Source organism: Methylosinus sp. C49, from assembly GCF_009936375.1.
Taxonomy (GTDB): Bacteria; Pseudomonadota; Alphaproteobacteria; order Rhizobiales; family Beijerinckiaceae; genus Methylosinus.
In genome coordinates this window covers 1,782,241-1,795,482 of record NZ_AP022332.1, presented here as the reverse complement: position 1 = coordinate 1,795,482, position 13,242 = coordinate 1,782,241, and the positions used below count along the sequence as shown (strand labels likewise).

Annotated in this window: 11 protein-coding genes and 1 pseudogene; 9 read left to right on the top strand and 3 right to left on the bottom strand. The window is 67.5% G+C overall.

Annotated features, from left to right (window positions below; translation table 11 throughout):
• Positions 1–12: 12 nt before the first annotated feature.
• Positions 13–906 carry a lytic murein transglycosylase gene (locus GYH34_RS08700; RefSeq protein ID WP_161913236.1) on the bottom strand — a complete coding sequence of 298 codons (894 nt, stop codon included), beginning with the start codon at positions 904–906 and terminating at the stop codon, positions 13–15.
• Positions 907–1,230: 324 nt separating this feature from the next.
• Between GYH34_RS08700 and GYH34_RS08695 the strand changes: the two genes are divergently transcribed.
• The 4 genes from GYH34_RS08695 to GYH34_RS08680 all read left to right on the top strand — a co-directional run bounded on the left by GYH34_RS08695 (position 1,231) and on the right by GYH34_RS08680 (position 7,966).
• Entirely contained in the window at positions 1,231–2,769 is a 1,539-nt protein-coding gene (locus tag GYH34_RS08695) for a YifB family Mg chelatase-like AAA ATPase (RefSeq protein WP_161913235.1), read from the top strand.
• 73 nt (positions 2,770–2,842) lie between these two features.
• A complete protein-coding gene (locus GYH34_RS08690) occupies positions 2,843–4,603 on the top strand; it encodes an ATP-binding protein (protein WP_161913234.1) in 1,761 nt (586 codons plus the stop codon).
• A 105-nt stretch (positions 4,604–4,708) separates the two neighbouring features.
• The gene (locus GYH34_RS08685; RefSeq protein ID WP_161913233.1) at positions 4,709–6,859 is read left to right on the top strand and encodes an OmpA family protein; all 2,151 of its coding nucleotides are present in this window, start codon (positions 4,709–4,711) and stop codon (positions 6,857–6,859) included.
• Positions 6,860–7,048: 189 nt separating this feature from the next.
• Positions 7,049–7,966 (top strand): GNAT family N-acyltransferase, encoded by a 918-nt coding sequence (locus GYH34_RS08680; RefSeq protein WP_161913232.1) that lies wholly within the window; start codon positions 7,049–7,051, stop codon positions 7,964–7,966.
• Positions 7,967–8,014: 48 nt separating this feature from the next.
• Here the strand turns inward: GYH34_RS08680 and GYH34_RS08675 are convergent, their stop codons facing one another.
• On the bottom strand, positions 8,015–8,806 hold the full coding sequence (locus tag GYH34_RS08675) for a class III extradiol ring-cleavage dioxygenase (RefSeq protein WP_161913231.1): 792 nt from the start codon (positions 8,804–8,806) through the stop codon (positions 8,015–8,017).
• A 124-nt stretch (positions 8,807–8,930) separates the two neighbouring features.
• Here GYH34_RS08675 and GYH34_RS21660 point away from each other — a divergent pair, with 124 nt between their 5' ends.
• Positions 8,931–9,128 carry a hypothetical protein gene (locus GYH34_RS21660; RefSeq protein WP_036291806.1) on the top strand — a complete coding sequence of 66 codons (198 nt, stop codon included), beginning with the start codon at positions 8,931–8,933 and terminating at the stop codon, positions 9,126–9,128.
• A 241-nt stretch (positions 9,129–9,369) separates the two neighbouring features.
• The gene (locus GYH34_RS08670) at positions 9,370–9,897 is read left to right on the top strand and encodes an alpha/beta hydrolase-fold protein (protein ID WP_161913230.1); all 528 of its coding nucleotides are present in this window, start codon (positions 9,370–9,372) and stop codon (positions 9,895–9,897) included.
• A 3-nt stretch (positions 9,898–9,900) separates the two neighbouring features.
• Here the strand turns inward: GYH34_RS08670 and GYH34_RS08665 are convergent.
• A pseudogene (locus GYH34_RS08665) lies at positions 9,901–10,739 on the bottom strand (IS5 family transposase).
• Between the two features lie 510 nt (positions 10,740–11,249).
• On the opposite strand from GYH34_RS08665, the gene rpmI reads away from it, so the two are divergent.
• From rpmI to GYH34_RS08650, 3 genes are read left to right on the top strand one after another with little or no spacing between them, the layout of a single operon-like run.
• Positions 11,250–11,450, top strand: coding sequence for a 50S ribosomal protein L35 (gene rpmI, locus GYH34_RS08660; protein ID WP_018264712.1), 201 nt, complete (start codon positions 11,250–11,252; stop codon positions 11,448–11,450).
• A 46-nt stretch (positions 11,451–11,496) separates the two neighbouring features.
• Positions 11,497–11,862: a 50S ribosomal protein L20 gene (rplT, locus tag GYH34_RS08655; protein ID WP_018264711.1), complete on the top strand. Its 366-nt coding sequence runs from the start codon at positions 11,497–11,499 to the stop codon at positions 11,860–11,862.
• A 40-nt stretch (positions 11,863–11,902) separates the two neighbouring features.
• Positions 11,903–13,150, top strand: a complete 1,248-nt coding sequence (locus tag GYH34_RS08650; RefSeq protein ID WP_161913228.1) for a hypothetical protein — start codon at positions 11,903–11,905, stop codon at positions 13,148–13,150.
• Positions 13,151–13,242: the final 92 nt, after the last annotated feature.

Here is a 13,242-nt window from a genome sequence, read left to right as displayed (position 1 = left end):
AAAGCGGCCGCCTCATCGCGGAGCGTCCATTCCCGATGATCGGGGAGCGTCCATTCCCGATGCGCGCGTGTCGGTCGCGCCTTTGATCTTATCGGCGAGCAGGGCGATGGTCTTGGAATAGACCTTCGCCTTGTTCCACTCGAGCAGCACCGGAAAATTCGGCTCGCCCTCGTCCCAGCCGGCGCCCGGCTTCCAGCCGTAGCCATGTAGAAAATTGGCGGTGGAGGCGAGCACATCCGCCGTGTTGTGAACGAGATCGCGCTTGCCGTCGCCGTCGAAATCCACCGCGAATTTCAGATAGGACGACGGCATGAATTGCGTCTGGCCGATCTCGCCCGCCCAGGCGCCGCGCATTTGCGCGGGATCGAGATCGCCGCGCTCCACGATGCGCAGCGCGTCCAGCAGCTCGGCGCGGAACTTGTCGGCGCGCCGGCAATCATAGGCGAGCGTCGCCAGCGCGCGAATCGTCGAAAAGTCGCCGAGATAGGAGCCGAAATCCGTCTCCAGGCCCCAGATGGCGACAATGACCGGCCCCGGCACGCCATATTTCTGCTCGATGCGCTTGAACAGCGCCGCATGCTTCTGCAGCAGCGCGCGCCCCTTGGTCACGCGAAAGGAATTGGCCATGCGCGCGGAGAATTGCTCGAAGGTCTGGCGGAACACTTTCTGCCCGCGATCATGCGAGATCACCGAGCGGTCGTAATAGACGTCGCGGAGCGACGAATCGATCGCCGCTTTGGAAACTCCGGCCGCAGCGGCCTCTTTCTCGAAGCCCACGAGCCAGGCCTCGAATCCCTCGCCATTGCGTCCGCATTCGGCCGCCATCGCCTTCGGCGCGCCGAAGCCGATCGCCAGCGCCAAAGCCGCGGCGCCGAGCGCCCTCGTCATCCGTTTGTTCTGAGACATATCGCCGACCCCATCTCTCGGGCGAAGCCCTTTGCGCTCTCGAGGGCGATATCCCCCGGCGCGAATTTCTGATCGATCGAACGGCCAGTCCGATCGCAAAGCGCTCTTAGCTCACGAGAGCGCGGCCGCACGATGGCGACGCTTTCGCGAGAGCAGAAATTGCCGATCCTCAAAACCAGCCTCAGACTAGCTCTCGCCGGTTAGCGGCCGGTTGCCGAAGCATGGCCAATTTTCGTTCTCATATTGTTCTTGCGGAGGCGAAATCCCGCATCTACTATGGCGGCGTTTGCGTCAGAGCGATATCGGGGTCTCGGAGCTTTCGCCATGGTGGTCAGAGTCGCGACAGTCGCCTTCGAGGGCATCGAGGCCAAGCCTGTCGACGTCCAGGTGCAGATCGCCAGCGGCAATGTCGTGTTCACCCTCGTCGGCCTCGCCGACAAGGCGGTCGCCGAATCGCGGGAGCGTGTGCGGGCGGCGCTCGTCGCCTCCGGCCTCGCCCTGCCGGCCAAGCGCATCACCGTCAACCTCGCGCCCGCCGACATGCCCAAGGAGGGCAGCCATTATGATCTGCCGATAGCGCTCGGCGTGATGGCGGCGATCGGCGCCATCCCCTCGGATGCGCTGGACGGCTTCACCGTGCTCGGCGAATTGGGGCTCGATGGGGCGATCGCGCCGGTCGCCGGAGTTCTGCCCGCCGCGGTCGCCGCCAACACGCGCGGCCATGGGCTCATCTGCCCGCGCCAATGCGGACCGGAGGCCGCCTGGGCGTCGAGCGACATGGAGGTGATCGCGCCGCGCTCGCTGATCCAGCTCGTCAATCATCTCAAAGGCGTTCAGGCGCTCTCACGGCCCGAGCCGGCCGTGCGCGCGGCGGCGGCCGCGCTGCCGGACCTCTCCGACATAAAGGGCCAGGAGAGCGCCAAGCGGGCGCTGGAAATCGCGGCGGCTGGCGGCCATAATCTCCTGATGAACGGCCCGCCCGGCGCCGGCAAATCCATGCTGGCGGCGCGCCTTCCTTCCATTCTGCCGCCATTGTCGCCGCGCGAGCTTCTGGAAGTCTCGATGATCCATTCCGTCGCGGGCGAGATCGCCGGCGGCGAGCTCACCGATCGGCGCCCGTTTCGCGCGCCGCATCATTCCGCCTCCATGCCGGCGCTGGTCGGCGGCGGCTCCCATGCACGTCCGGGCGAGATTTCGCTCGCCCATAATGGCGTGCTGTTCCTCGACGAGCTGCCGGAGTTCCAGGCGCAGGCGCTCGACGGCCTGCGCCAGCCGCTGGAGACCGGCGAGGTCGCCGTCTCCCGCGCCAATCACCGCGCCGTCTATCCGGCCCGCTTCCAGCTCGTCGCGGCGATGAATCCCTGCCGCTGCGGCCATGCGCTGGAGCCGGGCTTCGCCTGCCGCCGCCAGCCCAATGAGCGCTGCATCGCCCAATATCAGGCGCGGCTCTCCGGCCCGCTGATCGACCGTTTCGACCTCAGGATCGAGGTTCCGGCGGTCTCGGCGGCCGATCTCGTGCTGCCGCCGCCGGCCGAGGGCTCGGCCGAAGTGGCGGCGCGCGTCGCCGCGGCGCGCGAGCGGCAGGGCCGACGCTATGCGGCTCTCGGCCTTCCCGGCTCCACAACCAACGCCAGCGCGCCGGCCAGCGCGATCGAGAAAGCCGCCGCGCTCGACGCCTCTGGAACGGCGCTGATTCGCGAGGCGGCCGAGCGTCTCGGCCTCTCTGCGCGCGGCTTCCATCGCGCGCTGAAGCTCGCCCGCACCATCGCCGATCTCGACGGCTCGGACGCCATAGCGCGCCGCCATCTCGCCGAAGCTCTCGCCTATCGCGGCGGCTCCGCCGGAGCCCGCGTCGCGGCTTGAGCCCAATTCATACTTTTCTGTCGATTGCCGTGGAATAATTGCATCTTCGTCTTATGGCTTTGGACCGTCCCGCATGCCCGCCGTTCCGCCTTGCGTCTTTGCCGTTCTCGCGTTTTTCGCCGCTCTCGCGCCGGGCGTCTGGCTATGGCTCGCGCGGGCGCGCCGGGCGCGCCGCCGCCGCGCGGTCGAGACCGAGCTCGAGGGATTGCGCGATGAAATCTGGGAGCTGCGCGCCGCCGCCGCCGCGCGTGACCGCGCCGAGGCGGCGAGCCAGGCCAAATCGCGCTTTCTCGCCACGGTGAGCCATGAGATTCGCACGCCGCTCAATGGCGTGCTCGGCCTCGCGCAATTGCTCGCGGCGACGCGGCTCGACGCCGAGCAGGCGAGCTATGTCGAGGCGATCGCCGCCTCCGGCCGCTCGCTCGCCCAGCTCATCGACGATATTCTGGACTTCTCCAAGATCGAGGCCGGCAAAATCGAGCTCTCGGTCGAACCATTCGCGCTTGCGCCGCTCGTCGAGGGCGTCGTCGAGCTGCTGGCGCCGCGCGCCCAGGCCAAGCATCTCGAGATCGCGAGCTACATCGCGCCGGACGCGCCGGAGATCGTGGCCGGCGACGCCGCGCGCGTGCGCCAGGTGCTGGTCAATCTCGCCGGCAACGCCGTGAACTTCACCGCGAGCGGCGGCGTCGGCCTGCGTGTCGAGCGCGACGCCAAGGGCGCGCTGGTGTTTCGCGTCGCCGACACGGGGCCGGGCGTCGCGCCGGCGGCGCGCGAGATCATCTTCGAGGAGTTCGAGCAAGGCGACGGCTCGTCGACCAGGCGTCATGGCGGCACCGGCCTCGGCCTCGCCATCTCGCGCCATCTCGCCGCGCTGATGGGCGGCCGGCTGGAGATAGAGGAGCAGGCCGGCGCCGGCGCGGTCTTCGCCTTCACTTTGCCGCGCGGGCCGCATGCGCTCTTCGACGACGGCGCGCGCGAGCGCAAGCGGCCGCTCGCCGGCTCGCGCGTCCTCATCGTCTCGCCGACGATCTTCGAAGGGCCGTTCATGGCCGAGATTTTGCGCGGAGCCGGCGCGCAGACCGAGATCGCGCGCGAGGAGACGCATGGCGCGCGCCGTCTGGACGGCGAGCCCGATGGCCGTTTCGACGCCGTCATCGTCGATTGCGCCTTCGGCGAGGAGGCGACCGAGCGTCTCGCCGACGAGGCGCGCCGCGCCGGCGCCGGCCGCGTGTTCCTGATGTTCTCGCCCATGGAGCGACGCGCCTTCGGCGAGGCGGCGCTGCGCCATTTCGACGGCTGGCTGGTGAAGCCGGTGCGCGCCGCGTCGCTGGTCGAGCGCCTGTCCGCCGCCCCGCCGCCGACGCGCAATGACGCGGATTTCGTCACGCCCGAGCGCACGCTCGCCGGCCAGCGCGTGCTCGTCGTCGAAGACAATGACGTCAATGCGCTGATCGTCTGCCGCCATCTCGAGAAGCTCGGCGCGCTGGTGACGCGCGTCGAGGATGGCGCGCGCGCCGTCGAGCTGGCGCGCTCCTCCATCGGCGGGCGGCTGCGGCCCTTCGACGCCATTTTGATGGACGTCTTCATGCCCGAGCTAGACGGCCTCGAGGCGACGCGCCTCATTCGAGCGGAGGAGGCGCGCATGGGCGCGCGGCGGCTGCCGATCATCGCGCTGACCGCCAGCGCGCTCGAGGAGGACGAGCGCGCCGCGCGCGGAGCCGGCGTCGATTTCCTGCTGACCAAGCCCGTCGAGTTCGACGCCCTGTCGAGGACGATCCTCGAGGCGCTCGACGCGTCCCGCCGCCGCGCGAATGGCGATCGCGAGGCGATCTGACAGCGCGCCGCCATAGCCACAAAAAAGAAAAAATTTCGCCCCGCGCGCGGGTCACAACGGCAGCGCGGGGATTGCGATGGCTCACGCCCTTGACGGGAGAACACAATGTCGAGACGAAAAAATTTGCTGCTCGCAGGGCTGATGACGCCGTCGCTGGCGCTCGGCCCGCAAGCCGGAATTGCGCCGGCCGCGGCCGGCGAAGCCTTGCTGCTGGCGCAGGCTGCGCCGCAAGGCTATGATCCAAATCACGAAAAGCGGCTGCCGGCGCAGCGGCCGGCCCAACCGGCGCCCCGCCCCGCTCCTGCGGCTCCGCCCGCGCCTTTCCATCCGGCGCCCATTCAGCATGCGCCCTCCGCGCCGCCGCCCGCCCCCTATCCCGGAGCCGGCGCCCCGCCGTTTCCGCGCCCGCAGCTGCGCGCAGCGCCGCCGGCCCCGCCCGCCCCCGCCATAATCCATCCGCCGCAGCAGGCCGCGCCGATTCGGCAAGCTCCGCCGCCGCATCCCACGGCGGCGCCTGCGGCCGTCCCGATTCCCCATCCGATCGCGCCCGCCAATCCGGCCGCCACTCAGAGCCCCTCGCCGGCCATCCCGCATGAGAGTCGCGCTCCCGCCTCTGGCCGGCCCCCTGCTCCCGTCCCGAGCGGCGACCATGGCGCCGGCGCGCCCGCCGCGCGCATAGCGCCGGCCGCTCCGATCGTCACGCCCGCTATTGGACAGCAGCCTCCCGCCTCGCCCGCCGTCCCCGCCCCGCCGGCGCATTCCGCGGCCCCGCCGGCCGCCGGCGGCCTTCCGCCCAATGGCGCGAATGGCGCCCCGGCGCATCTCGGCGGCCCGCATCCCGCGCCCGCGGCCGGCGGCGCGCCCGAGGCGCCGGCGCCGCATGCCCAGCCGCCGGCCGGGACGCCGGCGCAGGGCGGCGGAAACCTCCTGCCATCCACGGCCCAGCCCGGCGCCGCGCCGCGCCCCAATGGCCTGCCGCCGGGCGCTCCTCCGGCCGGAGATCATGCGGGCGCGCCGCCGGCCACTGGTCCTGGCGGACGCTTTCTGCCGCCCGGACAGCAAGGCGCGATCCCGCCCGGCGCGCCTCCCGGCGCCGGCGGCGTCCCGCCGCATGTTCCGCAGCAGGCCGGAGGCGCCGCCTATGGAGCCCCGCCGGCGGGCGGACCGTCCCCAACTGGCGCCGCCTATGGCGCGCCGCCCGCCGCGCCTCATCCCGCCTCGACTCCCGGCGCGCCGCCGCCCTATGGCGCCCCGCCGGCGGGCGGCGGACCGCGCGTCTCCCCGGCCGCGGCGGCGGCGATCGGCGCGGCGGCAGGCCTCGTCGGCGGCTTCGTGCTGAGCCAGCCCGGCGCGCATCGGCTCGACGATGTGCATGCGCGTCGCCAGCAATTCGAGCGCGAAGGCGTGACGGTCGTGCAAGAGCCCGGCCGCACCATCGTGCGCGAGGGCGGCGGCGCCTTCATCCGTCACGACGAGAACGAGCGCTTCCGCGAGCTCGGCGGCAATCTGCGCAGCGAGCGTCGCGGCGAGGAATTTGTGAGCGTCTACGCCCGCCGCGACGGCGGCGAGGTGCTCACCTACACCGACGCCAATGGCGTGCTGCTGCGCCGCTTGCGCCGCTTCCCCGACGGCCGCGAGATCATCCTCATCGACAATGGCTTCCGCGGTCCGCCGCGCGGCTTCGCGGAGGAGGTGGTCGTGCTGCCGCCGCCGCCGATCGAGATAGCGCCGGACGCTTATGTCGTCGATTACGGCGCCGCCGACGAGCGTCTGGTTTATGAGACGCTGACGGCGCCGCCGCTCGCGCCTCTGCAGCGCCGCTACACGCTGGACGAGATTCGCTACAGCCCGTCCGTGCGCGCCTATACGCGCAGCGTCGATATCGACACGATCAATTTCGACACGGGCTCCTGGGCGATCACGCCGGATCAGGCGCAACGCCTCGTGACGGTCGCAGAGGCGCTCAACCAAGCGATCAAGCGCAATCCCGCCGAGGTGTTCCTTATCGAAGGCCATACGGATGCGGTGGGCTCGGACGTCGACAATCTGTCGCTCTCCGATCGCCGCGCGCAATCGGTGGCGACGATCTTGTCGCGCGACTTCGGCGTGCCGCCGGAAAATCTGACGACGCAAGGCTATGGCGAGCAATATCTCAAAGTGCAGACGCAAGGCCCCTCGCGCGAGAATCGCCGCGTGACCGTGCGTCGAATAACGCCGCTGCTGAGCGGCCCGCAGGCCGAGACGCATCGGCGCTGAGGAAAGCATCGAGACGGCGCGCATCTTCGCGCGCCGTCTCCGAAAGAGATTTGCGCGCGATGCGAGCCCGAAGGCTCGCGATCGGAACGCCGCAGGTCGTCACAAAAGCTTCGCCCGCTCGTGATCTAACGCTTCGATCGCAAGCGCTCGAAAAGCGCGAGCGCGACATGAGCGGAGACGATACGCGAAATGTGGGCGATCCACGCCGACGCCGGCCGCAAGATCATCGCAGGCGCATTTCCCCTGCTGAAGCCGCAAAATCTCCTGAAGCCGAAAAAGAAAAAGCATGGCGGGCTCGAAGGCCCGCTCGCGCTGCTCGGCTCGCTCGAGGTGCGGCTCGCCTGCAGCAAGAAGGAAATCCGCAAGGCGCAACGGCTGCGCTTCAAGGTTTTCTTCCGCAAGGGCGGCGCAATTGCCGACGCCAAGGCCGCGATCACGCGGCGCGACGCCGATCGCTTCGACAAATTTTGCGATCATCTCATCGTCATCGATCATGCGGCGCGCAATCGCTTCGGCAAGATCAAGCCCAAGGTGGTCGGCGCCTATCGCCTGCTGCGCGGCGATGTCGCGGAGAAGAAGGGCGGATTCTATTCGGCCGGCGAATATGACATCGCCCCGCTGCTCGCCCGTCACCATGGAACGCGCTTTCTCGAGCTCGGCCGCTCCTGCGTGCTCGAGCAATATCGCGGCAAGCGCACGATCGAGCTCTTGTGGCGCGGCATACTCGCCTATGTGCGGCATCATCGCATCGATGCGATGATCGGCTGCGCGAGCCTCGAGGGCGCCAATCCGCTCGCCCATGCGGCGGCGCTGAGCTTTCTCGCGCATCATGCGCGCGCCGATGAAGATTGGCGCGTGAGCGCGCGGCGCGAAATGCATGTGCCGATGGAGATGCTGGCGAAAGAGGCGGTCGATCCGCGCAAGGCGATGAGCGCGCTGCCGCCGCTGATAAAGGGCTATCTGCGCTGCGGCGCCAAATTCGGCGACGGCGCCGTGGTCGATCGCAAGTTCAACACGACGGATGTGTTCGTCGTCTTGCGCGTCGCCGAGATCGACGCGCGCTATCTCGACTATTTCGGCCCCGCGGAAGCGCGCGACGCGGCCTGAGCAGGTCATTCCCGACGCGCGCATCGCGCGATCGGGAGTTCCGCACGCTCAGCCGAAGGCGAAGCCGGAAATCGCCTTGCCCACGACCGCATCGTGAAAGACGCGGCGTCCCACATCCTCTCCAGCGGCGCCCGCGACCACCATCAATGGCAGAAGATGCTCCTCGCGCGGATGGCAGGCGCGCGCGAATGGCGCCGCGCTCCACTGCGCGAGCAGCGCATTGCGTTGCTCGGGGCTCGGCTTCGTCACGGCGTCTGTCAGCCAGGCGTCGAAGCCGGCGGCGGCCTTCGCCTCGCCGTCGAAGAATGTGCGCAGATTATGGAAGCTGTTGCCGCTGCCGATAATGAGAACGCCATCATCGCGCAGAGGCGCGAGCGCCGCGCCGACGCCGATGTGAAAGGCGGGATCGAGATCGTCGCGCAAAGACAGAGTGAGAATCGGAATCGTCGCGCCGGGCTCGACGATCAGCATGGGCACGAAGACGCCGTGGTCGAAGCCGCGCGCGGCGTCCAGCGCCGTCTCGACGCCGGACGCAGCCAGCAGGCCACGCGCCTTCTCGGCCAATTCCGGCGCGCCGGGCGCGGGATAGCTCAGGCGATAGGTGTGCTCGGGGAAGCCGTAATAATCGAAGATCATGCCGGGCGCTTTCGCCGCGCCGAGAGTGACCCGCTTCTCCTCCCAATGCGCCGAGACGATGAGAATGGCGCGCGGACGCTCCGGCAGAGAGGCGAGCAGGCCGCCGAGATAGGCCTTCAGCCCCTCGAAAGCGCTAGCGATGGGGCCGTCGAGCCAGAAGCAGGGGCCGCCCCCGTGAGAGATGAAAATCGCCGGCTGCCGCATCTGAGCCTCCACTGCATGTGAGCTGCAGATAGGCCGAGCGAGGCCGGGCCGCAATGCGGCGCGCCCTTTTCCCCGCCGCCCGCGCTTTTATATGACCCGACCGAGGTTTCTGGAGGACGAAGCGATGCATTCACAGATCACCGGATTGAAAGTGGCGGCGGTCATCTTCGGCCTTATGGCGCTCGGACAGGCGGGGCGGCTGGCGACACAGCCGGACATTCAGGTCGGCGGCTCCTCCATGCCGCTATGGCCGAGCGCGGTGGCGCTGATCGTGCTACTCGGCCTCTGCCTGTGGCTGTGGCGGCTGGCCAAGCCGCAGTGAAGGCGCGGATTCGGACGAAGGCCGGATCGCGTCGCAACTCAGCAATACGAGGTCATCGCCCGGCGGCCTCGGCGGCCCACGCCTTGGTGGCGAGACATGTCTCCATCGCCCGCGCATAGGCGTCGCGGCGGGTGGCCCGGCCATCGCGACGGTCGCAGAAGCACAATGCCGCCGGGATTCGGCCGTAGACGGCTTCGGATATTCGAATCGACGATGCCGCCGATACGAAGTTGGACAAGAAATGAAAGAAACGCAGCACTTTTTAAAGAGCGTCCATCTCGCGAACGAGCGCGCGATATGGGTGCGAGAGCCGGGGAATAGAGCCTCGAACGTGACGGTGTTTTTGGATGGGGAGCTCTACCGGGACCGTGTCGGGGCGACCTCGATCATCGACGCCCTCGATTCCGAGGGTGACATCGATAGCTCACTTTTTGTTTTCGTCTCTGTGGAGAGCGCCGCATCCCGGTGGGTGGAATGCCCCTGCTATTCTCCTTTCGCTCGCTTCATAGAAGAAGAGCTGTTCCCATGGCTGGAGAGAGCCTATCCGAGCGCCCTCGAAGCCCGGGAGCGCGTGATCGCCGGTCTCAGCTATACTGGTCTGACCGCGGCTTATGTCTCTATGATGTGCCCGTCCCGTTTCACCAAGGTGATCGCCCAGTCCGGCTCGTTCTGGTCGAACGACTGCTGGATCATCGACTGCTTCGAGACGCTGGATCGCAAGCCGAAAACAGAATTCTACCTGGACGTCGGCATTAAAGTCTGTCCGTGAACTTTATGCTTGATTACAAAGTCTTCTGAGCATCAGGCGGATGGAGGCGAGGTTCAGGAACGCCAGCGCCTTGCGATTGAGGTTTTCGAAGTCCTTGGCCAGCCTTCGGCAGCGACCGAGCCAAGCGAAGGTTCTTTCGACGATCCATCGGCGGGGCAGAATTTCGAAGCCTTTGGCGGCGTCCGAGCGCTTGACGATCTCGGTGTCGACGAACGGCAAGGCCTTCTTCTGCGCGTCGTGAAACTGCGGGCCCTGGTAGCCGCCGTCTGCGAACAGCTTTTGCAGAAATGGGAACTTCCCGAACAACGTGCGCAGGACGAGAGCGCCGCCATCACGATCCTGAATGTCGGCCGGATGAACGAGCGCATGAAGCAGCAAGCCTATCGTATCGACAAGAATATGCCGCTTCTTGCCCTTGACCTTCTTTCCGGCATCGTAGCCGTGCGGATCGATGCAGCCCCCCCTTTTTCGGCGCTTTTCACGCTCTGGCTGTCGATGACAGCGGCTGTCGGGCTGGCCTCCCGTCCCGCCGCCTCGCGACATTTCACATAAAGAGCGTGATGGATGCGATCGAGCGTTCCGTCGTATGTCCAAAGATCGAAATAGCCGTAGACCGTGCTCTTGGCCGGCAAGTCCTTGGGGATCGCGCGCCATTGGCAGCCGGTCGAGAGCACATACATCAGCCCGTTCACGACCGCGCGCATCGCGACCGTGCGCTTGCCGCCTCCACGTCTGGCTGGTGGGATCAGCGGTTCGACAAGCGCCCACTCAGCATCCGTGATGTCGCTCGGGTAGCGCAATTTGCTACGATCGTATCGCGCGCGGTTTTCATTCGTCCACATCGACAGGCTCCGAGACAATCAGGCCCGCCATTAAATCATAAGCGATTCATCCGATTCAATATGTCTCCGGACCGACACTTAGAGAAACGCAGGAAAACGTTCTGCACAAAGAGGATGTTTTTCAGGCGGTCTCCCAGATCGAAGGGGTGAAGAGATTTCGAGACGCATTGCGGCGACACGGCTACCGACCTCATTATGTCGAATTCGATGGAGGTCACGATTTCGCAGCCTGGAGCCTTACGCTGCCCGATGCGCTACGATGGGCGCTGCCTCCTTCGAGGAACGAGGCCGGCCCCGCGAATGCCGCAGCGCTGGATCGCTGACCGCCACGCCGAAGGGTTTTGGCGGCTTCGACGCACGGGCTTGCCAACCTCCTGTCTTTCCGCTTATAAGCCGCGCTTCCGAACCGCCCGGCCAGTGATGGGCTGCCGTGGCGGTTCTTTTCGCTCGCGCGAATAAAGCGCCGGGAAGCCGGCGCGCAGAACAGGGCCTCGAGCCCAGGAGAGCAAAATGCCCAAGCTGAAGACCAAATCGGGCGCCAAAAAGCGCTTCAAGATCACCGGCACCGGCAAGGTGGTCTACGCCCAGAAGGGCAAGCGCCACGGCATGATCAAGCGCACCAACAAGCAGATCCGAAATCTGCGCGGGACCTCCGTCCTGTTCAAGACGGACGGCGACAACGTCAAGAAGTATTTCCTGCCCAACGGCTGAGCTTCTCCCCTTCCCCCGATTTCGGATTTCCTGAAAGGATCATGTCATGGCTCGCGTCAAACGCGGCGTCACCTCGCACGCCAAGCACAAAAAGACCCTGGATGCCGCCAAAGGCTTCTACGGCCGTCGCAAGAACACCATCCGCGCCGCCAAGGCCGCGGTCGATCGCTCGATGCAATATGCGACGCGCGACCGCAAGGCCAAGAAGCGCGTCTTCCGCGCTCTGTGGATTCAGCGCCTCAACGCCGCCGTGCGTGAGCTGGGCCTGACCTACAGCCGCTTCATCGACGGCCTCGCCAAGGCCGGCGTCACGGTGGACCGCAAGGTTCTGTCCGAGCTCGCCATCACCCAGCCGGAGGCCTTCAAGGCCATCGTCGAGAAGGCCAAGGCCGCGCTGCCGCAGACGGCCTGATCCGTCGGCGCCGACGTTTTCGACGCGGGAATCCTTTCGGATGAAATGGTATTCCTGCCTGAATGCGTCGGCTCTCGACCGCTACGCCGAGCATTTGCGCGTCGCCGTCCGCACGGCGATCGACCTAGCGGGGCTCGAGCCGCATCTCGTCTTCGACGGCGAGGCGGACCGGCTCCGCGCCAGTCTCGGCCATGACGCGCCCGTCCATATCCATAGCCGGCGCTCCGGCCTCATCGAGGCCATAGAGGCGACGCCGGAGACGCCGGACTGGAGCCGCTCCATCGCCGCCGGCGCCTTTCTGCGGCTCGAAATTCCCCTCATCGAGACGACGGACGAATTCGTCCTCTACACCGATTGCGACGTGCTGTTCGCCCGGCCGGTCGAGCTATCGCCGCTGCGGCCGCGCTATTTCGCCGCCGCGCCCCAGCACGAGCCGCATGAGTGGTCGCAATTCTGCTCGGGCGTGCTGCTCCTCAACATCCCGGCCATGCGCGCCGAATATGAGCCGCTGATGCGGAGCGCGCGCGCCGCGCTCGGCCTGCCTCATCACTATGACCAAGAAGCGCTCAACGCGCATTTCGCAGCGCGCTGGGACCATCTGCCGCTCGCCATGCATTGGAAGCCCTATTGGGGCGTCGAATGGGGCGCGTCCATCGTGCATTTCCACGGCCCCAAGGCGGAGGATGCGCGCCGCCTCGCGGCCGCGCCCGCGGGGACCGATCTCATCTCGCAGCTCTACGCCCGCGATCCGCGGGGCTATGCGCATTTTCTGCGCTTCTACGACATCGCCGCCGAGGCCGATCGGCGCGGCGCGCGAATCGGCGCGGCGGAGCTGGCGCCGCTGCGGCTGGAGGCGGCGGCGGCGTCCGGCGGCCGCGCCTTGCGCCGCGCCCTCGCCTTTTTGCGCGAGCTGCGTCCATTGACGCCGCGCGAGGCCGCGCCTTCGCCCATTCTGCCGCCGGAAGCGAGCTTCGCGCAAATCGCCACGCTCGAGAATTTCGACGAGCGCGCCTATCTCTACGCCAATCCCGATGTCGCCGAGAAAGTTCGCAGCGGGAGCATTCTCTCCGGCCGCGCGCATTTTACGCGCTATGGCCGCTATGAGGGGCGCGTGCAGATGATCCCGCACGACCAGCCGGCCACGCCGGAGGATTTCGACGCCGAGGCCTATATCGCGCGCAATCCCGACGTCGCCTTTCTGATCGCGCGCGGCCGCTATCCTTCCGCCCGCGCGCATTTCGAGCGGCGCGGGCGCGCGGAACTGCGCCGGCAGCTGACGCGGCCCTGACGCCTCGCGCCTATGGCGCCCGGCGCGCGCATCGGCCACATATGAGAGCGCAGCGGCTCGAAGGGAATCATTCGAGCGGCGCCGGCGGTCGC

Excerpts from the sequence above, each read along its gene's own strand:
- GYH34_RS08680 (WP_161913232.1), top strand. The coding sequence starts at position 7,049 with ATGTGGGCGATCCACGCCGACGCCGGCCGCAAGATCATCGCAGGCGCA.
- GYH34_RS08695 (WP_161913235.1), top strand. The coding sequence starts at position 1,231 with ATGGTGGTCAGAGTCGCGACAGTCGCCTTCGAGGGCATCGAGGCCAAG.
- GYH34_RS08650 (WP_161913228.1), top strand. The coding sequence starts at position 11,903 with ATGAAATGGTATTCCTGCCTGAATGCGTCGGCTCTCGACCGCTACGCC.
- GYH34_RS08670 (WP_161913230.1), top strand. The coding sequence starts at position 9,370 with ATGAAAGAAACGCAGCACTTTTTAAAGAGCGTCCATCTCGCGAACGAG.
- GYH34_RS08685 (WP_161913233.1), top strand. The coding sequence starts at position 4,709 with ATGTCGAGACGAAAAAATTTGCTGCTCGCAGGGCTGATGACGCCGTCG.
- rplT (WP_018264711.1), top strand. The coding sequence starts at position 11,497 with ATGGCTCGCGTCAAACGCGGCGTCACCTCGCACGCCAAGCACAAAAAG.
- GYH34_RS21660 (WP_036291806.1), top strand. The coding sequence starts at position 8,931 with ATGCATTCACAGATCACCGGATTGAAAGTGGCGGCGGTCATCTTCGGC.
- GYH34_RS08700 (WP_161913236.1), bottom strand. The coding sequence starts at position 906 with ATGTCTCAGAACAAACGGATGACGAGGGCGCTCGGCGCCGCGGCTTTG.
- rpmI (WP_018264712.1), top strand. The coding sequence starts at position 11,250 with ATGCCCAAGCTGAAGACCAAATCGGGCGCCAAAAAGCGCTTCAAGATC.
- GYH34_RS08675 (WP_161913231.1), bottom strand. The coding sequence starts at position 8,806 with ATGCGGCAGCCGGCGATTTTCATCTCTCACGGGGGCGGCCCCTGCTTC.
- GYH34_RS08690 (WP_161913234.1), top strand. The coding sequence starts at position 2,843 with ATGCCCGCCGTTCCGCCTTGCGTCTTTGCCGTTCTCGCGTTTTTCGCC.